Here is a 24859-nt window from a genome sequence, read left to right as displayed (position 1 = left end):
CCCCACCGAATCCCTCCTTGGAGGCACCGAGTGAAAAGACGTGTCGTCATCACGGCCCTGTCGATCACCGCCGTCGGCCTGACGGTGGCTCAGGGCATCGGAGCAACACCACCCGACTCACCCTCACCGAGCAAGGACGGCTACATCGTCGTCCTGAAGGAACAGGACAAGCGCCCGGCGCTCTTCGCTTCGGGGAAGCCGCGTGTCGACATCACCGCGACGTACGGCGCCGCGCTCGACGGCTTCTCGGCACAGTTGAGCCGCGACGAGGTGAGCGAGCTCAGCGGGGACCCGGCTGTCGCCTATGTCGAGCGTGACGGCGAAGGACGTATCAACGGCCAGCAGACGCCCAAGGGGGTCAGCCGGATCCGTGCCCTGGAGAACAAGGCCCTGAAGACGGGTGACGGCAAGGACGAACGCGTCGACGCGGACATAGCCGTCCTCGACACCGGAGTCGCCGACCACCCCGACCTGAACGTCGTCAAGCGCGTCAACTGCAGCAAGGTCGACAAGTGTGTCGAGGACGAGGGCATGGACGACGACGGACACGGTTCCAACGTCGCGGGCATCGCCGCCGAGATCGACAACGACCAGGGCTTCACGGGTGTGGCGCCCGGTGCGCGGATCCACTCCCTCAAGATCCTGGACGAAGAGGGCAGGGGCAGCACCTCGGAGATCGTGGGCGCCCTCGACTGGGTCACCGCCCACGCCGACACCATCGACGTGGTCAACATCAGCGCCGGATACACGGGCGAGACCCGCGCGATCGCCGACGCCGTCAACCGTGCGATAGCCAAGGGGATCGTGGTCGTGGTGTCCGCCGGCAACGACGGCAAGGACGTCAAGTCGGCGTCTCCGGCCAACATCCCCGACGCCATCACCGTCTCCAACCTCGCCGACGGCGACGGAAAGGCCGGCGGTCAGGGCGACTTCGGCTGGTGCAACAAGGACAACAAGAACAAGGACGACACGCTCTCCGGCAGCAGCAACTTCGGCCCGGGCATCGACATCGCCGCTCCCGGCGAGTGCATTCAGGCGACGGGCAACAAGAACGACTACTCCAACTGGAGCGGTACGTCGCAGGCAGCGCCGCATGTGGCCGGCGCCGCGGCGCTGATCGTCAGCGGTTCCGAGAAGCCGAAGGACCGCGAGGGCGTGATGGCCGTGCGCGACAAGCTGCTGAAGGCGGGTCAGGACAACTGGACGGACACGTCGAAGGACGGAACGAAGGAGCCGCTGCTCGACGTGCACGACGCCGGAGTCTTCAAGCCGGCCTTCGCCGACGCCCAGGACCCGGAGCAGCCCGGGAAGCCGACCGAGCCGGGAGAGCCGACCCGGCCCGGAGAGCCGTCCGAGCCGGGGGAACCCACCAAGTCCGGGGAGCCCACCGCGTCCGGAGAGCCGTCCGAGCCGGGAACCCCCGAAGCCCCGTCCGAGCCGGGCACCGGTCGCATAGGGGTCTCCTGCGACTCCTCCGGTACGTCCTGTGACCTGGACGCCGGCACCCTCGGCAGCGCGGACGGCACCTACACCTGGGACTTCGGCGACGGCACGACCGGTACCGGAGCGAAGGTCACCCACGCCTTCCCGAAGGGCCTCGGAACATACGCGCCGACGGTGACCTACACCGATCGCGACGGCAAGACCGCCAAGGCCACGGCGACCGTCTCGTGCGCCGACTTCTACGGCCAGATGTGCCACGGCTTCTGAGCGCCAAGCCGACCTGGTCCGGCCGCCGCTCCCCTCGGCGGCCGGACCAGGTCATCAGGAGCCATGGACCCCTGCCTGAACCTGAACAGCGAGGACGACGGGCGATGTATCTTCATGCCGGTTCCGAAAGATCCTGGCGGCGGCTGCGTGCCCACCGCAGAGTCCCGGCGAGAGCCGTGCACTCCCACGAGGAGCGTCACCACACGTTCGTGGACGCCCTCAAGTCGATGGAGCGGCTCTTCCGTCAAGCGGAGGAGCAGCCCCCGGCCGCTCGGCCCCTTCCCCTTCTCCACGGTCTGTGCCAGGCCGCTCGCGCCATCGCCAGTTGCGCACCCGGACTCGCCGACGACGGCTGGCGGCTCACGTCGAACGGCATACGCTCCACCGCTCCCCTGCCCGGCGACCTCGCGGACATCGCGCTGGTCACGGAGCCGTCCGGATCCGCGGGTGGCTTCGCCCGGGTGAGCGAGATCCTCGGCTCACCGGTCTGGGGAGACACGCCCCTGCGCCTGGAGGACGCCTGGGACGCTCTGCCCGTCAACCTGGACCATCCGCTGACGGACAGGCGCCGGCGTACGCCCTTGTACGTCCACGGCGATGTGGGAGACGCCGAACCGCGCGCGATCCTGACCGTTTCCGTGTGCGACATCCCGGACCACGTGATGCGGGCGGGAACCCGCGAAGCACTGGACGAGCATCTGGAGTTCTTTCCTCCCGCGGCCTCCTGCCACGGCTACGGCTGTCACGTCCGGGGCGGAACCCTGGTTCCGGCACTCTCCCCGTTCCCGCACGGCCGCGGAGGCATTCGCATGGACTGGGTCATGCCGCAGGGCGAAACCGGCCGGTCAGCCCGCCTCGACCGGCTGCGCTCGATGACCACCGAATACGCGGGAAACCGGTACTTCATGCCGGTGATCCCTTCTCTGCGGGCGGAGTTGCATCCGCTGATGGCCTGGTGGGCGGTGCTCTGCGGACTGGGTTCGCTCATTCACGACCGGCCGGACGACTGGCGCGCGCACCTCGGAGCCGAGGGCACCGTCAGGGCGGCCGAATCCGTGAGCCATCTGCTCCGCGAAGCTCCGAGAGATCTCGCGCACGTCATCGCGGAAGCCCTGGAACAGGCGGCCGCGACGACTTCGTCGCACGACCGGGACCGGAGCAGCCGGCCGAAGGCGGGGCCGCACCACCCCGCCATGTGAACGCCGGCTCGCCGGCCCGCGCGTCCACAGGCGCTCACCGCGCCGCTCTCCTTCCTGTGAGATCCCTGAACACAGGTCCCGGGCACCCCGTATGTAGCGAAAGAACGGAAAAGAATCGCACGACGGGAGAAATCATGAAGCGCGCATCGCGCATGAATTCGATACCCGGGATCCGAGTGGCCGCCCTCTCGGCAGTCCTTCTCGTAGGCTGCGGCGGGATTGTCATGGCCGGTGTCTCCGCCTCCGCGGGAGAAAGCGGACAGAGGTCCGGCGAAAAAGCCGCGGCAACGTTTCCTCCTGGCATCGACGACATCAACGAGGCGTCGGCACGTGTCATCGAGTGCCCGGACGTGGAAAGCGAGATCCCGCAGTTCTCCACGGAGCACAGGGGAGAAGTGCAGCAGGCTCTGATCCTTCTGGATGCCCAAGTCATCGCCGCGAACAAGCGCTTCTCCGACGACAGAGAGCGACTCGAAAGCGATCCCGCCCTGGCGCGGGAGCAGATCCTGACTCCCCTGGAGAACGAACGACGCTCGGCCATCCGCAGAATCGTTTCGCTGACTCAGCCGGACGACGCCGGCGTGTCCGGGCAGTTGGAGCAGCTGGCCGTGTGCACGCTGCGCGCCGACCCGGACGGCACCACCGCACAAGAGCCCGAGACCGACGCCCCGGGCACGGGAATCGCCGACACCGACGCCGTCCCGCCAGGGGCCGGCGGGAGCAGGCCCGGAGTCGGCAACGGCAATGGGAACGGCAATGGGAACGGCAACGGCGACGGCCGGAACAACGGAAACGGGAACGGTCAGGGCAACGGGAATGGCAGGGGCCAGAACAACGGAAACAACAACGGCAATGTCAACGGCACGGGAGACGGCCAGGACAGCGGCAATGCCAATGGCAACGAAAACGGCGCCGGAGACGGCCAGGACAACGGAAACAACAACGGGAACGACAACGGCGGCGACAGCGAGCGACTGAGTTCTGACCGTCGCAGCGACTCTGTCGGCTGAGCGTCCGGTCCAGGAGGGGGGTCAAGGAAACGTGGTGCGCCGACTTCATCAGGACGTCGGCGCCTGCGTGACTCACATAGTGCGCCTCACCCCGTCACAGCAAGGGACACATGGCCGCACGCCCTTGCCCACCGACCGGAGCACCCCCCTCTTGGAGAAACACGTGAATCGAGAAGCCGAGCGGTGACGGGCCGGCACGCGCAACGACGTCAGCCTCGGGTGCACTGGCTGTTCCTGGGGACGCTGTACGCCGCGATCGCCGCGGCACTGCTCTTCCAGGGCTGGACAGCCCACGAGGTCGACGCCGCCGAGGCGCGCCGGCCCTGCGTCACGCCCGCTCCGCGAGTGCTGCACGAGGCAGGGCCGGTGCTGCGCCTGAGCGGGGGTTCGGTCAAGTCCGCGTCGATGCCCGCTCATACAGTGGCGCTCACCTTCGACGGCGGACCCGATCCGGTATGGACCCCCCGCATCCTCCGTCTGCTGCGCGGACAGGGTGCGCGTGCGACCTTCTTCCTCCTCGGCTCCGAGGCCGGCCGCCATCCGGAGCTCGCGCGGCGCATCCTCACCGAAGGCCATGAGATCGGACTGCACACCTACTCCGGTGCTGTCCTCGGTTCCGCCTCGCCGAGTCGCGCCGGTATCGAATTGGCGCTCAACCAGAAGGCACTGGCCGGCACCGCGGGCGTCACCACCACTCTGCTGCGGATGCCCGGAACCACGTCGGTGGACACACTGTGCGGTGCCGAGTGGCAGGCGGCCCTGCGCGCGGGCGGGGACGGATATCTGCTGGTCACCGCCGACCGGCGGTCCGTCAAACCGTCGAAGGGCGTGGTCCGGCAGTTCGATCAGTCCGAAGCCGCCTACCGACAGGTCAAAGGGCTGCTCCGGGCCCGTGATGCCGACAGGTTCACCACCGTGACGGCGGGACTGGGGATCCGCTCCGCCAACACGCCGGCCCCGCCGGACCAGCGGGTGCAGGGCATGGCTCTGACATGGATGGACACCGCCAGCCACACGGTCGCGAACGGGACGCTGTGGGTGCTCGCGATCGTGGGCGGACTCGGCACGCTCCGCCAGCTCCTCCTCGTCGTCTTCGCCCGCGTCCACGTCCGGCGTCTGGGCCGTTTCCGCCCCGGCTCGCCGTGGTTGCGGGGAGTCGATGAGCCGGTGACGGTCCTCGTTCCCGCGTACAACGAACAGGTGGGCATCGCGTCCACCGTCCGTTCGCTGCTCGCCTCCACCCACTCCCTTCTTCAGATCATCGTCATCGACGACGGGTCGACGGACCGGACCGTGGAGATCGTGAGGAACATCCCCGACCCCCGTGTCACGGTGATACGTCAACGCAACGCGGGCAAGGCCGCCGCGCTCAACAACGGACTCGCCCGCGCGAGCCACGGCATCGTGGTGATGGCCGACGCCGACACCCTCTTCGAACCCGAGGCCATTCACCGGCTCATCCAGCCGCTGGCCCACCCGGCCATCGGCGCGGTCAGCGGAAACATCAAGGTCGGCAACCGGCGCGGACTGCTCGGCCGGTGGCAGCACCTGGAATACGCCTGCGGGTGCAATCTCGACTTACGCATGCTCGAGGTACTGGAGTGCATGCCGACGGTGCCCGGCGCCATCGGCGCCTTCCGCCGCGAGGCGCTGATGGGCGTGGGCGGGGTCAGCGAGGACACCCTCGCGGAGGACACCGACCTGGCCATGACGCTGTGGCGGGCGGGCTGGCGGGTGGTGTACGAGGACTCCGCGATCGCCTGGACCGAAGTCCCGACCACCCTTCGCCAACTGTGGCGGCAGCGCTACCGTTGGTGCTACGGCACGCTCCAGGCGATGCGCAAGCATCATCGCGCCATGCTCGAAGTGGGGGTTGCCGGGCGCTTCGCGCGGCGCGCACTGACGTATCTCACCGTCTTCCAGGTCGGGCTGCCCCTGTTCGCACCGGTCGTCGACATCTTCGGCCTGTACGGGGCGCTCTTCCTCGACTCGGCGTGGGCCGGCGCTCTGTGGGCCGGCTTCCTCGGTCTGCAGATCGCGTGCGCCGGCTACGCGCTGCGGCTCGGCGGTGAGCGGATGAGCGCGCTGTGGGCGCTGCCGCTCCAGCTTCTCGCCTACCGGCAGCTCATGTATCTGGTGGTCATCCAGTCCTTGGCGACTGCCGTGTTCGGCACCGGTCTGACCTGGCAGCGCATCAGGCGGACCGGGACCGCCGTTGAGCAATTGGGTGGAGACCTCACGAACCAGGCCCTGCGACGGGACGCGGACGGGACAGCCGGGAACCGCGGCTCCCGTCGTCTTGGCCCAGGCCATGGGCAGTTGGCCCCTGGACAGACCGTTCCGGATGTCGTGCCGGCGCAAAGGAGGCCCCATGCGTGAGCGGTACGACGACCGGCCGCACGCCGGCTCGTCCCGGGCGCCGCGGCACCGCGGCAGCGGACGAACAGCCGCTCCACCCCGGCGCCGAAGGACGCTGCGCCGAGTGCTGCTCCTCGTGCTCTCGGCGCTGCTGCTCACACCCCCGGGTGTCTGTCTGTGGGCCGATATCAGGCTCAACCGCGAGGTGGATCTGGGCGGAATCCCCGAACGGCCACCGCGAGGGAGGGGCACGAACTACCTCATCGTGGGCTCCGACAGCCGCCAAGGCCTGTCCTCTCGAGCCCGGCGGGAACTGCACACCGGAACGGCCGAGGGCCGCCGTACGGATTCGATGATCCTGCTGCACACCGGCGCGCACGGCACCACCATGGTCAGCCTGCCGCGTGACTCCTGGGTCGTCCTCCCGCCGTACACCGAGCCCGAGACGGGGAAGCGCCACGATCCGGCACCGGACAAGCTGAACGCCGCCTTCTCCATCGGCGGTCCCGAGCTGCTGGTGCGGACCGTGGAACGCAGCACGGGCCTGCGTATCGACCACTACGCCGAGATCGGCTTCCGCGGCTTCGTCGACCTCGTGGATGACGTGGGGGGCGTACGGCTGTGCCTGGACCGCGACATCAAGGACGAGAAGTCCGGCGCGAACCTGCGCAAGGGCTGCCACAACCGCCATGGCGCCCAGGCCCTGGCCTTCGTCCGCCAGCGCCATCAGGAGCTGCAGGGGGATCTGGGCCGTACGAGGAACCAGCAGCGTTTCCTCGCCGCGCTCGCCGACAAGGTCTCCCAGAGGGACGTCATGCTCGATCCGTCCAGGATCTACCCGGCGACCCGGGACGCGCTGGAGACGCTGGTGGTGGACGAGGACATGGAGCTGTGGGATCTGGTGAGACTGCTGCGCGCCATGAAGAGCGTCTCGGCTCCCGGCTCCGGGGCGCGGGTCAACGTCCCGGTCGGCGCTGTGGGCGTGCGAACCACCAAGGGCAGCGCCATCAGATGGGACCGGGAGAAGGCACGGGACCTCTTCACCGCGCTGAGGAACGACCGGCCGCCGGACAGAAGGTAAAGACCAGGGAAAGAGGCGGGATGCAGCCCAGCGTGCGCCGTCGGTTCAGGTACCGCGAGGCGCTCAAGAAATTTCAGCTGTCACACCCCCTGGCCAAGATTTCGTATATCGCATACTTTACCGCCGTCGGCGCCGCGGAGCCGGAAGTGAAGCAGCTTCTCCCGCACTCGACCACCCACCTGAGGAGACCCACGCATGCCGTCCCACAAAGCGTTCCCCCGCAGAACCGTGCTGGCCGGAGCAGCCGCGACCGGTGCGGGAGCGGTTCTCTGGCCGACGCTCGGTCAGTCCGACGCCATGGGCGCGTCGAAGGCCGAGGCGGGCGCGTACACGATCCGCTTCGACAAGTCCCCCCGGCAGACCATCTGGGGCCTGGGCTTCGAGATCCAGTCGGACTCCATCGGATCCGGCAACAACGGCATGGACGACAAGGTGATCAGCGGCGTCCCGTACGACCTGACGGAGAGCGAACGCGACCGGTTCTACCGGCAGATGCTCATGGGCGGCGGCGACCGGGGCTTCCGCTACTGCCGGCTGGCCATGGGGCTGTACCACCGAGGTCTGGACCCCACGAAGAAGCACATCGTCGACCGCTACAAGGGCCAGACGGATCTGCTGGCCGACATGATCAAGCGGACAGGGATCGAGGGCGTGTCCGCGGAGTACTGGTCACCGGCCCCCGGCTGGAAGAACAACAAGTCCTACATCGGCGGGAAGCTCGCCTCGTTCTCTCCCGAGGCCCTGGGCGCCCTCGGCGACGCCATGGTGGGCGACCTGGACTACCTCGCCGCCCGGGGCGTGCCGATCTCCATGTGGGGCCTGCAGAACGAGCCCCGCGAGTCGACCAAGTACTCGTCCTGCACGTACACGCCCGACGAATATGTGAAGGCCTTCAAGGCCGTCGCGCCCAAGATCAAGAAGAAGTATCCGAAGACGCTCGTCATCGCGGACAGTCAGGATGGCTGGAAGGGAAAGATCGGCGCGGCGATCAAGGCGGACCCCGACGCCGTCCGTCACGTGGACGCATGGACCTTCCATCGAGTAGGGACGCCGAGCACCGAGCAGATAGAGGTCGACTTCACCTCCGGCCGCGTGGGCAAGCCCGTGTTCAACAACGAGTTCGAGTACCTCCACTACGGCAGCGTGACGCCGCAGCACACCATCCGCACGGCCCAGTCGATCATGAACTGGATGACGTTCCAGAACGCGCCCTCCTGGTTCTGGCTGCACGCCCTCAAGCCCACGTCCAACGCGGAGGCGACCGGCTACGCGCTGGGCTACTGGCGCTCGCCGCTCGGCAGGCACCTCGACCGGTTCCCGGACCTGAAGCCACGTCACTGGTCCTTCAACCCGCTGAACTGGAACGCGGTGGCAGGATTCCTTCGGTACATGCCGTGGGACTCCGTCCGCTACCACGTCGACGAGCCGGCGAACGCCGACGGCAAGCCGGACCCGCTGCACCGCATCATGGCCTGGCAGACCCCCAAGGGCGATCCGGTCTTCGTCGTCACCAACGCGTCCAAGAAGGACGCGTTCACCTACACCGTCGACACCCGGAGCCGGGGTACCTTCGCGGGCCACCGGTACGGTCCGCGCGCGGAGACGAACAACGTGAGCGTCGATGGCCAGAAGGGACCGAAGCTCACCCTCACCGTTCCTCCGCTGTCCATCGAATTCTGGACTCCGGGCTCATGAGCCCGGCAAGACGGTGCGACGACGACAACGCAACCGTCTCGCCGCGGCGTTGAAGACCGTTCCATGCCCCGTCGGTGTCCGTTTCGGCCACGCCGGCGGGGCTCTTCCGTTCGAGGAACTGATCGCCGGCGGCCGCGGTCACGTGTCCCGGATCCGTCGAGCCACAGGACGCGGGTCTCCGTCGCGGAGGGCCAGCGCCTTCATCTGCCGGTAGCGTCCGTCGTTCCACCAGCCGAGCAACATGCCCGGCAGTTGTCGTCGGAGCCCGGCGTCGATATCGGCGAGGTTCCGCTCCACACGGGCACAGGGGCGGCAGTTCGGGGGATGCTCGGTCATGGTCGTGCCCGGCGAGCGGGTGGCCAGGACCACCTGCTCCCGCGCGTAGGAGAGGCACGCCGGGCGGTCGACGACCGCTCGTTCGTAGGCGGCCAGGTAGAAGTCCCGAAGAGAATGGCGGGCCTTGTGCCCCAGTGATCTGACCCGGGTGGACGAGACGCCCAGCACGTCGCCGATCAGAGCGGGATCGTCCTCTTCCACGGCGATGTGCCACAAGGTCACCTGCCAGCGCACAGGAAGACACCGGAAGGCGTCGTACAGCGCCGCGGGAGTCGCGAGGGGCCACGCGCCGCCCGCCGCGATCCACTCCAGGAACTCCGGGGTGGCCGCACCGGCTCCGGGATCGGCGTTCCAGGTCTGGACGGCCACCGTACGCGCCGTGGCGAGCAGCCGGATCCGGTTGATCGCCAGCGCGTCCTCTCGCTCGGCCGCCTCGAGGACACGTCGGAATGTCTCCTCCGTGGCCCGCTCCACTGTCGCGTGGTCCATGAGACAGGTGCTCAAGTAGCCGCATACCGCGGCCTGGTGGCGTCCGACGAGGACACTGAGCGCCTCACCGCTGCCCCGGCAGACACGGTCCACGACGAGTGTGTCGCCGACCGCGGCCCAGCGCTGCCGCAGTGCCATCAGCTTCAGGCACTCGAGCGCCGCCCGAACGCGTTCGGCTGTGGCGGTGGTCCCTGTATGACGTGTCGAGCCGGCGCCGCCGGATCCGGGACCGCCGCCCACCGGCACCTCGCCCCGGCGTGTGCCGGCGGTCGGTCGATCCTGTTCGGCCGGCGAGGACCGGCGGCGGGTGGAACGGCGAGTACGTGCCTGCGCGCGGGTCATGAGCTGGTGTCCTTATTGATCGTGAGCCTGCTCCGGATCATGTGAGGTAGGTCCTTTTGCCACCGCTGACGGCCATGGAACGGTGCTTCAGGCTGAACTGCACTCGCCACACTTGACGGTCGTCGCTCTGGTCACAGGCCACCTGGGTCTCCCGCGCCGCGCCGGGTCCGGGGGCACGCAGGCAGAGGCCGGTCGCCGAGTTGCGCAGGAGCACCTCGGAGCCCAGGAAGTGAAGCTGCGCCCACGTCTGGCCGGCGCCGCCGTCGCAGCCCCCGCCCCGCACCGCGGAGCCCGCACGGGGCCCTGCCGGCTCAAGACAGCGCCCATCGGGGACGGAGCGCAGTGTCGTACGAAGACCTTCCCGGAGTACGCGCTCGGCCGTGTCCGTCGACGGTGCGACCGGGAGGGAGCGAGAAGGTGTCGGTTTCTCCGTCGGGAGGTCCGGCGGGGGCTGGGGGGCGGGCGTCGCGGACGGTGACAAGGCTGACGCCGACTGGGGCGGGCGCGGCGCGGGCAGCGGTGTCTCGGTCGGAGCGAGCAGGAAGTAGCCACCGATACCGAGAGCGGCCGAAGCGCCCACCGTGACCGCCCCCTTGACGAGAGCGGTCGTGGAGCCGCCTGCCCAGGCCGGGATGGGCCCCCCGGCCGCCGCCCCTTTGGCGATCAGGACTCTCACACTCTCTTCGAACAGGATCGCTCCCGGCAGCACGGCCCTCAGCCGGGAGTTGAGGTCGGTCAGGTCGCGTAGGGCCTGGCGGCAGTGGCCGCAGTCGGCCAGATGACGCTTCAGGTCTCTGCCCGGCCGTCTCGCCCTGCGCCGCACGACGGCAGCGAGGAGTCGGCCGTAACGCCCGCAATCCTCCCCGCCGTTGTCGTGCACATGGACGCTGAGGTAGGCCTCGCGCAGGCCTTCGCGGGCCCTTTCGGCCAAGGAGGCGACTCCGCTCGCGCTGATGCCGAGTCGGCCCGCGACCGTGGCGGTGGGCTCGCCCTTCACGGCCGTGTACCACAGCACGGTCTGCCAGCGCTCGGGCAGCCGCTGGAAGCTCTGCACGACCAGGTGGTTCTCCTCCTGGTCCAGCGTCAGCTCCTCTCCCCCGGGCGCTTCGTCGACCCGGTCCTGCACCTGACTGCTCGGCTGGGTGCGGTTCCTGTCGGCGGCCCAGTCCACGGCTATGTGACGGACCGCCGTCATCAGGTAGGGCCGCCATGGCCCACGAGGGCCGCCACCCTTTCGAATCGCGTCGATCGTTCGCGTGAACGCCTCGGAGGTGAGGTCGTCAGCCGTGTAGCCGTCTCGGCAGAAGGACGCGGCAAAGGAGCGGACGGCCCCGCGGTGGCGTTCGTACAGCTCCGCGAGTTGCTCGTCCCCGGACTCACCGCGACGCAGGGGCGCGGCCAGTTCCTCATCCGTCCAGTTCACGATGGAACGTTTCTGTGCTGTGGACATCGGCACTTGGCTTCCCCTAGGAGGGTCCTGAACGGACCCGTGGACGAGAACGACGGAGACCGCGGACGGCCTCATCTGTTCGCGCGTGCGAACTTCATTTCCTTCCCTGGTACGCAGGGGCGGAGCAGCCGTGCGGCACGGCCGGCCGCTCCTCTCACCGGGTCGGTCCCGGCTACCCCTTGCCGCCCCTGACCGGCCGGTCACATGTCTTGAGGTCCGGCTTGTCCGGGCACGCCACGGCAACGAATCCGCCCTTAGCCGGAACGCGGACCATGAGGGTGTCCGCGCTGTCCACCCGCTGTGTCTCGCGAACAAGCCCGTCCTTGCCGTCCCGCACCGTCTCCACCAGCCAGCGACCGCCGCCGAGGAAGTCCAGCCGCGTGCGCTCCGTGTGCGCGGCACCGGTCAGGTAGGCCCCGAGGAACCATCGGTCCCCGCTCTTGCGCGCGAAGGTCGCACCGTTTCCCGGCCGGCCGGACAGCAGACGGGTCTCGTCCCAGACGGTCGGCACCTGCGCCAGGAAGCGCTCCATCCCGGGGTGCTCGGAGTAGGTCTCCAACGATCCGGCGAAGTTCTGCATGCCCGATTCAAGGACGACGGACAGCGCCAGCTCGGCGGCCGTGGAGTGCGGATGGCTCTTCCGCTGGAGAGCCATGGGCGTGTAGTCCGCGGATCCCACGACGTTCCGGGTGAAGGGGTACGTCGCCACGTCCCTGGCGGTCGGCCCGTTCCGGCGGTACTCGGCCCCCAGTACCGCTTCGAGCGTCATCACATGGGGCCACGTGCGCTGCATGCCGTTGGGCACCGTCGAGCCGTGGAAGTTGACCAGCAGCTTGTGGTCGGCGGTCGCCCTCAGGACCTCGTCGTACCACTTGAAGCGCTCCTGGGACTCGGAGCCTATGAAGTCGATCTTCAGTCCGGCGATGCCCCATTCGTTCATCCGCGCGAGGACGGTGCCGCGCTCAGCCGCGGTGTCCAGGTCGGTCCACGGCATCCACGCCAGGATCCTCACCCCGCGCGAGGAGGCGTACTCGACGAGCTCGGGCATCCACTTCTCGTCGGCCCAGCCGTCGTCGACCAGGGTGTACGGCCAGCCGTGGGCGGCGCTGTAGTCCACGAACTTCTTCTGGGCCTCCAGGCTGCGCTGCACGGGCCTGGCCCCCGCCAGCCAGGACCAGGCCACCTTGCCCGGGCGGATCCACGAGGTGTCCTTGATCCGGGAGGCCGGGGCGATGTCGTCGATGAACGTCGACTGGACGACCGTCTGAAGATCACCGATGACCGCGGCGCGCCACGGGGTGGTCAGCGCGCCGCCGATGACGACCTTGCCCTCGGCGAACGCGACCGAGTACCGCCCACTGCGGGACTTGTGCGTGAGCCTGCCGGCGGCGTAGCCGCCGTTGACGCCGGACTCCGACAGCAGCACGTACGACTCCCCCGTCTGGAACAGGGCGGGGTAGCCGAAGGAGCCGCTGGGCGCACGGGAGGCCGTGCTCTCGCTGTGGTGCTGCTCATGAGCGGGGTGGTACTTCGTCAGCCACGCTCTCGCGTTGCCGGGCAGCTGGAATGCCGACGCCTCTCGGCGCACGGTTCCCTTCTTCACGTCCGGCAGGACGTAGCGGTACGCGACCCCTTGGTCGGAGACCCGGACCATCAGGTCCATGCGGTCTCCCTCGGCGCCGGTGAACGACAGCCGGGTCTCGGTCATCCGGGATTCGCGCTTCAGTCGCTTGCCTGTGGTAGCCGTGTATTTCTCGGTGACCTCGCGGTCGCTGCGGCCGCCCTTCGGCCGTAGTCCGGTGGTCAGGTCGGCCTGGTCGGTCACCAGCCCGAGGGGGGCGGGCTGCAGGACGGTCGTGTCACCACGGCGGACCGCGAGGGTCAGTGCCCCGGAGCCGTCCAGCGCGACGGTGGCGGTGAGCGCCGCCGAGGACGACTGAGGCTGCTTCACCGCCCAGACCTCGCCGTCGCCTTCGGCGAGCGCTGAAGGTGCGGTGAGAGCCGCGCCGCCGAGCAGCGCGGCCATACCGACCGCGAGCATCGCCTTGGATCTCAGCAAGCCATGTCGCTTGTGCTTGCGCTCGTTCATGTTCGCCTTTCGTTCGTGATCACTGAAGTGGGATCTCATCTGGACAGACCGGATGTCTCCAAGCCGCCGACGGTGCCCGAGAGGCGAGCCCGTAGGGGCCGTAGCGGCCGAACCGGCCGTGAGCCAGGCCGACGTCGGCCGGTCTGCGGCTCGGGGCACTGGACGCTGCTCGGTGCGCGGCGCATCGGCGTCACGCCGCTGTCACCGGCGCGACGAATGAGTGCGAGAGAAGTTCGTGGCGGCATCGGAGCCACCTCCTGGTGGAACGGGTCGGGCATCTGGGCAGGGCAGGGCCAGGCGAGGGGTGGGGCAGAAGGATCCAGGGAGCAAGGGGCACGGCGACTTCCTGCCTGCCGTGCCCCGCGGGTCACCCTGAGCCGGGTGCCGAGTCGGCACCCGGCTCAGGTGCCGCTCTACTTGGTCAGCAGCATCCGGAACCCGGCAGCCGGCCCACGGCCGGAGGGGGCGACAGAGGCTCCCTCGCCCTTGCCGTCGATCCGAAGCGGCTTCCGGGTCTCGTGGTTGACGAGCTGATAGACGTCAGCTCCGTTCCCCCGCCCCGAAGGCATCCACCACTGCTGACGCTTGTCACCGGCTGCGCAGGTGGTGAGCACCGTCGCGCTCTTGCCGGACGGCGCGGTCAGGCACTTGTCGGTGCCCTTCAGCGCCACAGTGAGGTAACCGTCCTTGCCGATGGCCCTCGACCAGACCTGCTTGTCGCCGGAGCCGCAGTCCTGCTGGACGACCGAGTCACCCTCGCCGCGCCCCAGGCAGAGTCCGCCCCGCTTCCCGGCGAGCCGCATCTCGAGGGCGGGAGCGGGCTGATCCTTGATCAGATAAGGGCTGTTGGCGATGTTGTACCCGGGCCGCTCGGCCAGCATGCTGCCCGACTCGGGCCGGGGGCGGAAGTAGGAGAACTCGTCCTTGGCGCAGTCCAGGAAGACGTTCGCCATGAGGTCACCACAGCGCGGGGTGCGGTCGTATCCACGGCAGATGGGATCGCCGCCCTGGTCACGCTTGTTGTCACAGTGACTGACACCGAACTGATGGACCATCTCATGAGTGACCGCGGGGACGGTGGCACAGCCCCACGAGACAGCGGCCCGCCCTCTGAACATGGAGGATCGCAGGCGTGCCTTCGGCGTCGTGGCGGCGCCGCAGCCACGCGGCTTGGTGTCGAAGAAGTACACCGGCCGGGTGCGCTTGAACCGCTTCTTGACCGCCGCGGGAGCCTTGCGGATCTCGGCGGCAACGGCCGCCTCCGCCTTCATGCGGGCCTGGGGGAAGGAGGGCCTGCCCGGCAAGCCGTCAACAGCGACGCTCATGACGTCGATCTGGCAGTCCTTGTCCTGGACGAAGCGCAGACGGCGGCTGTCCCCCTGGCCGAAGCGCTTGGCACTGGCTTCGAAGATCTGGTCGGCGCTCCACATGATGTGGCGGACGCTCTTCACCCCGGCCGCCGGGTCCTTGCCTGCCCGGTGAACGTAGACCGGCTGGTACCAGCCCTTGTTGGAACTGTCCTGCTGGTCGCAGGCGACCGGGGGCGTCGTGGTGGCGGCGGCCGACGAGGACTTCTTCTCCGCCTGCTCCTCGCTCGCCCACCCGGGCATACCGACAGCTGCCCAGCCCAGCGCGGCCGCGACGGCCATGGCCACGGGGACCGCGGCCATGCGCGTCGCCTTGTGCTTGTTCCTTGCCACGTGCTCTCCAACGTTGGAGGACCCGGGGACAGGGATGCATCGGAAGGAGTTCTGGAGATCGCCCGGCGAAGGTACAGCATGGCGCGCATGAAGCCAAGAAACGTGAGCGACGGTAAAGGATTGGTAAACGACCGGGACGGGGTGCGGATTTCCAGGTCCCTCCCACGAGAACCCCTCAAGAAGCAGGACACCGGTCGAAGGGAACAGCACCGCGGAGCTGGAGATCGCCGGACGGAGTGACCGATCGAAGAGGATCGGTCCTCCGCTCCGTCCAGAACCGCAACCTGATCCGCGAAGGAAAGGAGCCATATCGAACGCACGTCGCCGAGGCGAATCGCCTCGACAAGCCGCCCGCCTCCGCTACCCCCAACCGGGCGCGCTTCCCGTCCCCGGTCCGGCCGCCACCAGGCCGGTCCGGGGACGGGGCAGAGAATCGGCTCGGCCCCCCTGGTCAGCGGACGGGGACGAGTTTCCAGCGCTGGTGCGAGCTGCCGCTCGCGGGCTGCTGGACGACCTTGGCACCCGCGGCCTTCGACGCCTTCGATACCTCGGCCAGTTGGCCGTGCAGGCGGCTCTCGAGGACGAAGCCACCCGAGTCGGACCGCGCCACCAGCCACTGCTGACCAGAACTCTTGTCGCCTGTCGACAAGTTGAGCTGTGCTTCGGGCAGAACCGAGTTCCCGGAGACGGCCAGGACCTTCCCGCCGGCGACGCCGGTGATCGTGTAGTACCCGTCACCGGTCGAGGTCAGGCGCCACCGCTGGTTGGTGCCGCCGTGGGCATCCCACTGGACGACAGGCGTCCCGTCGGCCGTACCCCGGGCGTGGGCGTCGAGCACCTTGCCGCTGTTGGCGTTGACCAGGGTGTAGGTGCCGTCGAGGGCGGCATCGGAGCCGGGGGTGACCTTCAGCCTGCTGAACTGTGCGCCGTGGTAGCCGCCCGTGCCGAGCCCGATCTGACCGGCGCCGTAGCTGCCGTCCCTGGCGGTGCCGACCTCGGTGCCGTCGATGCGCGCGGTGATGGTGTCGCCCTCGAAGGTGAGGGCGAGGTGGTGCCATGTGCCGGTGCCGGGGGGCGCGACCCTGCCGTCGGCAAGAGTGGTGAAGTTCCAGTTCCTGTCGGTCTTCTGCAGCGACCAGCGGCCGGTGTCGGACAGACGCAGGTGATAGGCGTTGAGTCCCTTGTTGTTGCGGCGCTGGGTGCCGACGCGGCCGAGGATCTCGATGGTGCCCGGCTGTTCCAGCAGGACGTCCGAACCGACCGTGTAGTCCGCCCAGTGAAGTCCGCCCATGAGGGTGTACGGGTGATTGCTCGCTTCGTCGGTCCAGCGGATCGGGGAGAGCGGGGCCTGCTGCCTCAGGCACCGGCCGGCGCGCCCGCCGGCGCAGGGCGCCGTCTCGAAGGCGCCGTTCATGGTGGAGAAGAGGCGCGCCTCTTGGCCTGGCCCGGTGCCTGCGAGGCTGTCCGCGTAGGGCAGCGGGAGCGGTGAGCGGATCGGACCCGTCCCGGTTCCCGAGCCCTGGCCGGTGGTCGTGGTGACGGTGTAGATCCGACCGGGCCGGAGGGTGAGGGTGTAGGCCCCGGCCGTGGGGGTGAGGTCGCCGCCGCGCACCAGGTGGCTGGTGGTGGTGCGGTCCGAGAGGTCGGTGGACCAGACGCGTAGCGCGCCGCCCGGCAGGCCGCCGGCCGTCCTGAGGGTCACGTTCTGAGGGGCGGTGGCGTCCATGGTCTCGAAGACGGTGCTCCATGCCGACTTGTCCGCCGCCCGGTAGCTGACATGGCTGCCGTGGGCGCGGTTGCCGCCCAGATAGCCGGACGCGGTGTCCAGGTACTTCCAGCCGGGCCGGGTGAACTGCGTGGTGTGTGCGGTGGCCCAGGTGCTGCGTCCGACGCTGTACGCCCCTGACCAGGGCTGATCGGCGATGACGAGGCCCATGGTGTTGTAGTGCAGGTTCTGGTAGAGGGAGGCGACCAGCGGCCAGTTGAGGAAGCCGGTCATCCTGGCGTCCAGGTACCCGCGGTTGATGCCGCGTGCGATGGCCGGTGCTCCGGCGTTGGCGTCGTCGGAGCCGGTTTCGCCGGCCCACAGTTGCTTGCCGGTGGCCAGTGCGTCGGTGGTGGTGGCGCAGTTGGTCATCGGCGACCGGTACCCGCACGGGTAGTGAGCGCCGATGATGTCGACGGCGTCCTGGAGGGCGCTGTCGGCGCGCATGCTGGTGGCGATGTCCCAGTTGTCGTCCGCGCCGACCACCTTGGTGGTGGTGTGGCCCTCCGCTCTGAGCGTGGCTGCCAGGTCCTTGTACCAGGCGGCGTCGTACTCACGCTCGTTCCAGCCACCGAGGTAGTCGATGGACAGATCGTGCTGCCTGGCGCAGTCGAGCCAGTTCATCAGGTACTCGATCATGTCCCGGGACCAGAAGTCGCCGTTGCCGATCCAACCGGGCGCGCCCCAGGACAGGGCGTAGAGCTTGACCGACGGATTGCGTTGCTTGGCCTCCTTCATCAGCCACCATTCGTATCCCGCGGCGCAGTTGACGGTGTCCCGGGTGTGCTGGTGACTGCTCTCGGCACCGTCGGTGGAGTTGGTGTCGCCGCCGATCTCCACCTTGAGCATCTGGAGGGCCGCGCCGTGGCCCGGCTTGAAGAGGTGGTCGAGTATCTGTGACCGTTGTGGCTCGGGGTAGTCGCGCAGCAGGCGGGAGTTGCCACCGCCGCCGCTGATCGCCCCGATGCCGTCGAAGGTTCGTCCGGCGCTGTCCCCGTCGAGTGTGATCTCCGTCGAGGCTAGGGCCGCGGTGGCGGCCGGCATGGTGTTCCCGCTGAAGAGGAGTGCGCAGCAGACGATCAGACCGGTGACGGCCCGGATCCAGGGAGCTTTGCGGCTTCTTGTTCGCTGAGCCGTGTGCATGACGGATGGGTCTCCAACCTGACCTGGGGGACGGCTAGTTCTCCAAGAGGGTGATGTCGTCGCAGTACCCGTTGCCGGTGCCCGAGCGCGCGTAGCAGTAGATCTTGGCGGTGTCGGACGTGGCACCGGTGGTGAACGTGGTGGAACCTCTGGTGTAGGAGGTGCGGGTGAAGACATGGCGGGTGGAGGAGCCGGCGCCGTCGTAACCCTTGGCCCCGAGCGAGACCTGGGTGCCGGCGGACGAGACCTTTCCGTACCCGCTCAGCCGGTACGTGGTGTGGGGCTTGAGCTGGACGACCTGTTCGACGGCGGCCTGAGCCGGACCGACTCGTACGGCGTGGAGTCCGCTGTGTGTGTGCGTCGTGACGACGCCGACGCTCCCGTAGGGGGACCAGGCAGCGAGGGTGCCCGACTCGAATCCGGTGTCGATGGCGAGGTCGGGGGCCGGGCAGTCGCCGTCGTCGAAGTCGCTCAGTTGGTGGAACCCCGCGTCGGGGCGGCAGACTCCCGGGGCGGGTGACCCGAAGTAGTCCTCGGTGGCGCCCGCCGCGACCGGTCCTCCTGCGCGGAGCGCCGGGGAGCCGGGGGTCAGCCGGTAGTCGCCGGGCCTCGTGCCGCCCGGGTTCTCGATCTTCGGGTCAGCTGTGTTCCTGGCTGCGTCGACAGGCTCGTCGGCCGGGTGGTGGCCGTAGAAGGTGTTGCCGTTCCAGAGGAAGTCGGAGGGCGTGTACTTCGGTCCGGAGTAGCCGCCGGAGCCGAGGTTGTAGAAGATGTTGCCGCTCAGCACCATGTTGGTGGTGGCCGCCCGTTGATGGACGACGGCAGTGCGCGACCCTGCGGGGAGATAGACGGTGTTGTTGTAGACCCTGGCGTTGTCGTCCTTGGTGACGTCGAAGACCCGGCCCTTGTCGGAGCGGCTGAGGTTGTACCGGACGACGGTGCCGTGACTGCTGGAGCCTGTTCCGCAGCCGCCGCAGAAGAGCATGAAACCGCCCTCGTTGTCGTGGCTGTGGTTGTACTGGAACACGGCCCGGTTGTTTCCGTAGTCGGAGTCGAATGCCTGGCCGTCGCCGTTGCCGGGGAGCTTGCGTACGTGGTGGACCTCGTTGTGCTGGATGAGGGTGTCATCGCTGTTGATGGTCCAGATACCGACGTTGGAGCCCATGGGGCGCATCGCGATGTCGTGGACGGTGTTGTGCTCGACCAGGGCGTGGCTGGAGGCACGGACCACGATGCCGTCGCCGCCGGTGTTGCTGACGCTGTTGCCACGGAAGACGATCCCGGTGTTGGCACGCCAGTTGACGGTGGATCCGCAGCCGTCGCCGGAGCCGTAGATCGGCCTGCACATCCAGGTGGTGCGGTTGGTGAGGCCTTCCCGGTCCACGGCGGTGATCCGGGAGTTCTGCACCAGGACGTCGTCGAAGTTGGTCGGCCTCGTGGTGCCGGAGACACGGAACTGGATGCCGTTGGACCACTTGGTGGCGTCGCCGTCGACGTGGTGCACATGGACGTCGTCGACCACGTAGTGGGTGCCGACGCCGTCCGGGAGGTCGGCGATCTCGACCAGGAGGCCGTTGCGCTCGCGCCTGGCGGTGGAGCTGTCGGGGAAGGTGATCTCCAGGTCGCGGATCTCCCACTGCTCCACGTTGTGGAGGTGAACCGCGGCCTTCTCGGTGGCGGCGGCGTCGCCCGAGACGACAGGGCGGTCGCGGCCCGCGCCGTAGCCGGCGAGGGTGATGGGCGCGCCGTCCGTGCCGGAGCCTCGCGGCTTGAGAGTGCCCTTGCAGGTGGTGCCGCGCTTGAGCAGCAACCGGTCACCGGGCCGGAACAGATGGGCGTTGGCGGTCGCCAGGCTGTTCCAGGGGCTGGCATGGCGGCCGGTGCCGTTGCGGGATGCCGAGCAGTCGAGGTACCAGGTGGTGGGAGTCGCCGCCACGGCCGGGAGGAGGCTCTGGAGAGCGAGGATCACGGCGGTCAGCGGTACGAGTACGGCGCGTCTGAGTACGGCAGGCAGGAGCATGGTCGGACTCCCGGATCGGGGAGGAGTGAGGGGCCCGTTCGCACCGTAGGTAGAGCATGTGAGCGAGTCAACATGTTCGTATCAAAAGACCGAACATTGAGCGAATGATCCGCCTCATCGCGGTCAGTGATCTGACTGGACCGGGGCAGGGCAGTCAGGCTCACACGCTCGGTGCACCGCCGCAGGAAGCTCGGACCTTCAACTCCGGCAGGAGGCCGAGGTGGTGGACGGGCAGCGCCGAGTCACTCTTGAGCCGGCGCAGGATCAGCTCGACGGCCGCGGCGCCCACGGCGTGCCTCGGAGGTGAGACGGCGGTCAAGGGTGGGGCGCCGAGGGCGGCGACCACATCGTCGTAGCTGATCAGCGCGATGTCCTCGGGGATCCGCAGGCCCTTGTCACGCAGCGACGGGGACAGTTGAAGGGCGTCCTGGTCATTGTGAACGAGCACGCCTCGCACCCCGCCTTCAACGGCTTCGACGATCTGCCGGGCGACGTCCTCGGCATGCGCGGCGGGGTCATCGATGTCGATCACCGGCTCGGCCGGCAGTCCGAGGAGCGCGCAGCCTTCGGCGTACGCATCGCGCACCTTCAGGGCTGTCCAGGTGTCCTTGCGGGCGGCCAGGGCGACCCGCGCGTGACCGAGCGCGGCCAAGTGCCGCAGGGCGATGAACACTCCGTGGTGGTGGTCGGAGCCGACGGAGTCCAGCTCGGCGAGAGGGCTTCCGTGCGGCGCCCGGCGTTCGACCAGGACGGCCGGGACCGGCAGTTCACCGACCCAGAGCAGGTCGTCCGCCGACCGGGTCGGCATCCAGTGGGGAACGAGCAGCAACCCCTCAACCCCCGTGGCGAGCAGTTGCTCCACCTGGGCGCGGTCGGCTTCTGCTTGATAGGAGGAGATCCCGAGCGTCAGGTGGGCGCCCGCGGCTCCGGCGGCAGCGCGCGCACCAGCGATCACCTCTCCGAAGTACTGCCCCACCGTCGGCACGAGCAGGCCGAGGGCCGGCCCTCCCGCCTCTCTGTTCGGCAGGGAGACGGAGCCATGGGACCGGCTGACAAGACCCGCTTCCGCGAGTGCCGCCACGTCCCGGCGCAGCGTGACCGCCGGCATGTTCAGGTGCTGGGCCAGATCCGTCACCCGGATCGTCCCCAGACTCTGGAGCGCTGCGAGGATCCCCTCTCTGCGCCTGTCGGCGGCAGCGGACATGGCGCCCCTCCCTTGGTTGCCCAACATAGTCGAATCTATCATTCGATCGAATGACATCGAATTCGATAGGTCGGCAGTGGAGAGGACAGGGGCGGGCGCCGGTGCCCCGGGCGCCCGCCCTCGTGGTCACTTGCCGGCGCCCATGGTGATGCCCTCGGTGATGCGGCGTCCGAGCCAGGCGTAGAGGCCGATCATCGGGAGGATCGAGATCGATACCCCGGCGAACAGGGCGCCGAAGTCCGCGCCGGTGAACTGCTGTTGCTGGAAGTAGTTCAGCAGGGCCAGGGGAAGGGTGAACTTGTCGTTGGTCTGGATGAACATCAGCGCCAGAAGAGTCTCGTTCCAGATTCCCATCGCGTTCAGCAGGGTCGCGGTCAGCAGGCCCCCGCGGGCGAGCGGCAGCATGATCCGCCAGAAGGTCATCGCCGCGGACACCCCGTCGAGGGCCGCCGCCTCCTCCAGTTCGGCGGGCAGCGAGGCGAAGAACGAGGTCAGCAGGAAGACGGTGAACGGCAAGGAGACGACGACATAGAGCACGAAGAGGCCGAACAGACTGTTGATCAGCTCCAGGGAGTTCATCAGCGCGTAGAGCGGGAGGACCATCACCTGGACGGGAATTCCCAGGCCCAGGACGAAGTACAGGTTGAGGCCGTTGGACAGCCGGCCGGGCCTCCTGCCCAGCACGTACGCTGCCGGACCGGCGATGACGACGGTCACGGCCGACGCGGTGACCACCAGCACCGTCGAGTTGATGAACGCCGGCCCGAAGCCGCCGTCGTTCCAGGCCGTCGCCCAGTTCTCGAAGCGCGGGGTGGCGGGAAGGGACCAGGGGCGCTCCAGGATGTCCCTGCTGGCCTTGAACGAGCTGATCAGCATGAAGGCGAAGGCGAACAGGCAGAAACCGGTGAACAGCCAGACGGCGGTTGTTCCCGGCAGGCGTGCGAGGACGCGCGCCAGGCGTCTGCGGCGGGGGGTCCTGGCCGGGGCCCGGGGCCCGGCCGGCTCGGTCGCGACGGTGGTGGTCATCGCGGGTACCTTCCTGATGGTTTCAGAACTGCAGCGATTCACGGCGCATCAGCCGACGGAGCACGATCACCAGGACCGCGACGAAGAGAAGGGTCGTCACGGCTGACGCGGCCGCGTATCCGAACTGGTTCACCGGGGTGATGCCGCCGACTGTCTCGCCGTAGACGAACATGGCGTTGTTCCACTGGTAGGTGGGCGGCAGAGCGCCCTGGTTGCCGCCGAAGGCGAGGATGAACTCGAAGATCTTCACGGAGGTGATGGTCCAGAGCACGGCTGCGGCCGCGGTGACGTCCCAGGACAGCGGCAGGGTGACATGGCGGAAACGCTGCCAGGCGTTGGTGCCGTCGAGCCGGGCCGCCTCGTAGAAGGAGACGGGGATCCGGTCGACGCCGGCCATCAGGATCGTGACGTAGTAGCCCGTGTTGATCCAGACCAGGGCGACGAGGATGGCGCTCATCGTCCAGCCCGGCCTCAGCCACTCGACGGGGTCGATCCCGATCCCGTCGAGGGCCTGGTTCAGCAAGCCGTCCAGGCTGAGCAGGACGCCCCAGAAGATCGCCAGGACGACGGAGGAGACGATGTGGGGCAGGAAGATCACCCCGCGGATCACCCGGCGGCCCCGCATCTCACGGAGCATCAGCATGAAGCCGAAGCTCAGCACGAAGATCGCGGCGCCGACTCCGAACACGATCTTCAGGGTGTTGCCGAACGCGGAGCGGAAGGCGGGGTCGTTCAGCAGCTGCGTGTAGTTCCGGGTGCCCGCCCACTCGGGGGAGTTGATCCCGTCCCAGTCGGTGAAGCTGGTGTACAGCGAGTACAGGGTGGGCCCGATGAACAGCGCGGTGTACAGGGCCACGGCCGGCGCCAGGAACGGTGCGAAGATCCGTCCCCGGCGACGTTCCAAAGGCGACCGGGTGGTCGCGCTCACGGGTTGGCCTTCCAGAAGTCGACAGAGGCCCGCTTGGTCTGGTCGATGAACTCGTCCGCGCTCGTCACGCCCTGGATGAAACGCACCACGTTCGGGGTGTACGCCTTGGTCGCCCAGGCCGCGTAGTCCACGAACAACCGTGCCTGATCGGCGTAGACGTCGTTGCCGTCGAGCGCCTTGGCGACCGCCGCGAGCTCTTCGGGAGCGGGGACGTCGGGGCGCGGGGCTATGTTGAGTGCCTGGGTGGCGATCCCGGTCAGGTGCTTCTTGTTCATGAAGTACGCGATGAACTTCTCCGCCTCCGCCGCGTGCTCGGCGGTCTTGGGGACGGCGAATCCGAAGAAGTTGACGCCGACCGCGGTGTTGCCGCCGTCGATCGCGGGGAGCTGGAAGTTGCCGTACTTGAAATCGGCGTCGACGTTGGGCTTGCTCTCGCCCGGCACCCAGGTGCCGTTCAGATAGAACGCGGCCTTGCCCTGTGCCCAGCTGGTCTGGGCCTGAGTGCCCTGTGTGGACTCGTAGCCCTTGATGAAGTGGTTGTCCCGCAGGTGCTCGACCTTCTCCACGGCGGCGCGGACCCCGGGGTCGTCCCAGGCGGCCCCGGTCTTGTCGGCGGCGAGTTCGCGGACGCCCTCGGTGCCCAACTGGCGCTGCAGGGTGAGCAGGGTCCAGTAGGGGTCGTTGCTGGGCAGGGCGATCGGGGCGACACCGGTCGCCTTGATGGCGTCGAGCTTCTCGACGAGGTCCTCCCAGGTCTTCGGCGGGGTGGCCGCGAGCTCCGGGTACTTGGCGGCGTCGAACCAGACGCCCTCGGTGGCTACGGAGTACGGCACCATGAACGGCTTGCCGTTCTTGTCGTTGAGGTAGGCCTTGTACTTCTCCGGGATGACTTCGGCCACGGTCTTGTTCTCGCCGGGAATCCTCGCCGTGTAGACCGGGCTGAGGTCGGCGTTCTGACCGGCGGAGACCAGCGTGCCGAGCGCGTTGACCGAGTTGTCGACCAGGTCTGCCGCCGCGCCGCTCCTCAGGGTCGGGGTGATCTTCTGGATGACCTGCCGGCCCTGCCACTGGATGTTCACCTTGATGCCGGTGTCCTTGGTGAACTGGTCGGACGCCGTCTTGATGACCTTGGCCTGCGGCTCGTTCTGGTTCCACATCGACCAGTAGGTGAGGGAGTCGCCTTCGTCATCGGAGGAGGAGCCGCAGCCGCTCAGCGTGCCGGTGGCGAGCGCGAGAGCCGCTACGGCGGCGATTCTTCTGGTACGGGCGGTGATGTTCATACGCGTGTCCTGTTCGGTGATGGTCGATCAGGTG

Annotated in this window: 16 protein-coding genes; 6 read left to right on the top strand and 10 right to left on the bottom strand. The window is 68.5% G+C overall.

All coding sequences use genetic code 11. The features are described 5' to 3' along the window. Window positions 1-30 precede the first annotated feature (30 nt). From ACFT4A_RS01610 to ACFT4A_RS01585, 6 genes are all read left to right on the top strand, one after another. Complete coding sequence (locus ACFT4A_RS01610) at window positions 31-1710, top strand: S8 family serine peptidase (protein WP_382824929.1); 1680 nt, start codon at window positions 31-33, stop codon at window positions 1708-1710. 176 nt (window positions 1711-1886) lie between these two features. Beyond that, window positions 1887-2909 carry a YaaC family protein gene (locus tag ACFT4A_RS01605; protein WP_382824928.1) on the top strand — a complete coding sequence of 341 codons (1023 nt, stop codon included), beginning with the start codon at window positions 1887-1889 and terminating at the stop codon, window positions 2907-2909. 134 nt (window positions 2910-3043) lie between these two features. Continuing rightward, window positions 3044-3919 (top strand): hypothetical protein, encoded by an 876-nt coding sequence (locus ACFT4A_RS01600; protein ID WP_382824926.1) that lies wholly within the window; start codon window positions 3044-3046, stop codon window positions 3917-3919. A gap of 183 nt (window positions 3920-4102) precedes the next feature. Next, window positions 4103-6298, top strand: a complete 2196-nt coding sequence (locus ACFT4A_RS01595) for a bifunctional polysaccharide deacetylase/glycosyltransferase family 2 protein (protein ID WP_382824924.1) — start codon at window positions 4103-4105, stop codon at window positions 6296-6298. Next, window positions 6291-7358, top strand: coding sequence for an LCP family protein (locus ACFT4A_RS01590; protein WP_382824922.1), 1068 nt, complete (start codon window positions 6291-6293; stop codon window positions 7356-7358). Before ACFT4A_RS01595 ends, ACFT4A_RS01590 begins: the two co-directional genes overlap by 8 nt. Window positions 7359-7553: 195 nt before the next feature. Continuing rightward, window positions 7554-9053: a hypothetical protein gene (locus ACFT4A_RS01585; protein WP_382824920.1), complete on the top strand. Its 1500-nt coding sequence runs from the start codon at window positions 7554-7556 to the stop codon at window positions 9051-9053. A gap of 138 nt (window positions 9054-9191) precedes the next feature. On the opposite strand, the gene ACFT4A_RS01580 is transcribed toward ACFT4A_RS01585, so the two are convergent. The 10 genes from ACFT4A_RS01580 to ACFT4A_RS01535 form a co-directional block, all read right to left on the bottom strand. Beyond that, window positions 9192-10016 carry an RNA polymerase sigma factor gene (locus ACFT4A_RS01580; RefSeq protein WP_382824918.1) on the bottom strand — a complete coding sequence of 275 codons (825 nt, stop codon included), beginning with the start codon at window positions 10014-10016 and terminating at the stop codon, window positions 9192-9194. 241 nt (window positions 10017-10257) lie between these two features. Further along, window positions 10258-11643: a sigma-70 family RNA polymerase sigma factor gene (locus tag ACFT4A_RS01575; protein WP_382824916.1), complete on the bottom strand. Its 1386-nt coding sequence runs from the start codon at window positions 11641-11643 to the stop codon at window positions 10258-10260. A gap of 199 nt (window positions 11644-11842) precedes the next feature. Continuing rightward, complete coding sequence (locus ACFT4A_RS01570) at window positions 11843-13729, bottom strand: glycoside hydrolase family 97 catalytic domain-containing protein (RefSeq protein WP_382824914.1); 1887 nt, start codon at window positions 13727-13729, stop codon at window positions 11843-11845. Window positions 13730-14172: 443 nt separating this feature from the next. Next, window positions 14173-15459, bottom strand: a complete 1287-nt coding sequence (locus ACFT4A_RS01565) for an RICIN domain-containing protein (protein ID WP_382824913.1) — start codon at window positions 15457-15459, stop codon at window positions 14173-14175. Between the two features lie 451 nt (window positions 15460-15910). After that, window positions 15911-18367: an RICIN domain-containing protein gene (locus ACFT4A_RS01560; RefSeq protein WP_382824912.1), complete on the bottom strand. Its 2457-nt coding sequence runs from the start codon at window positions 18365-18367 to the stop codon at window positions 15911-15913. Window positions 18368-18401: 34 nt separating this feature from the next. Then, window positions 18402-20387 (bottom strand): carbohydrate binding domain-containing protein, encoded by a 1986-nt coding sequence (locus ACFT4A_RS01555; protein WP_382824911.1) that lies wholly within the window; start codon window positions 20385-20387, stop codon window positions 18402-18404. Between the two features lie 160 nt (window positions 20388-20547). After that, window positions 20548-21591 (bottom strand): substrate-binding domain-containing protein, encoded by a 1044-nt coding sequence (locus ACFT4A_RS01550; RefSeq protein WP_382824909.1) that lies wholly within the window; start codon window positions 21589-21591, stop codon window positions 20548-20550. 126 nt (window positions 21592-21717) lie between these two features. Continuing rightward, a complete protein-coding gene (locus tag ACFT4A_RS01545) occupies window positions 21718-22617 on the bottom strand; it encodes a carbohydrate ABC transporter permease (protein WP_382824908.1) in 900 nt (299 codons plus the stop codon). Window positions 22618-22639: 22 nt separating this feature from the next. Next, on the bottom strand, window positions 22640-23545 hold the full coding sequence (locus ACFT4A_RS01540; protein WP_382824906.1) for a carbohydrate ABC transporter permease: 906 nt from the start codon (window positions 23543-23545) through the stop codon (window positions 22640-22642). Continuing rightward, on the bottom strand, window positions 23542-24825 hold the full coding sequence (locus ACFT4A_RS01535; protein WP_382824904.1) for an ABC transporter substrate-binding protein: 1284 nt from the start codon (window positions 24823-24825) through the stop codon (window positions 23542-23544). Before ACFT4A_RS01535 ends, ACFT4A_RS01540 begins: the two co-directional genes overlap by 4 nt. Between the last annotated feature and the right edge of the window lie 34 nt (window positions 24826-24859).

Origin of the sequence: Streptomyces sp. NPDC057099, assembly GCF_042671245.1 — a bacterium.
GTDB classification, from domain to species: Bacteria; Actinomycetota; Actinomycetes; order Streptomycetales; family Streptomycetaceae; genus Streptomyces; species Streptomyces purpurascens.
The sequence above is the reverse complement of the archived record's forward strand: the minus strand, read 5'-3'. Positions and strand labels throughout refer to the sequence as shown.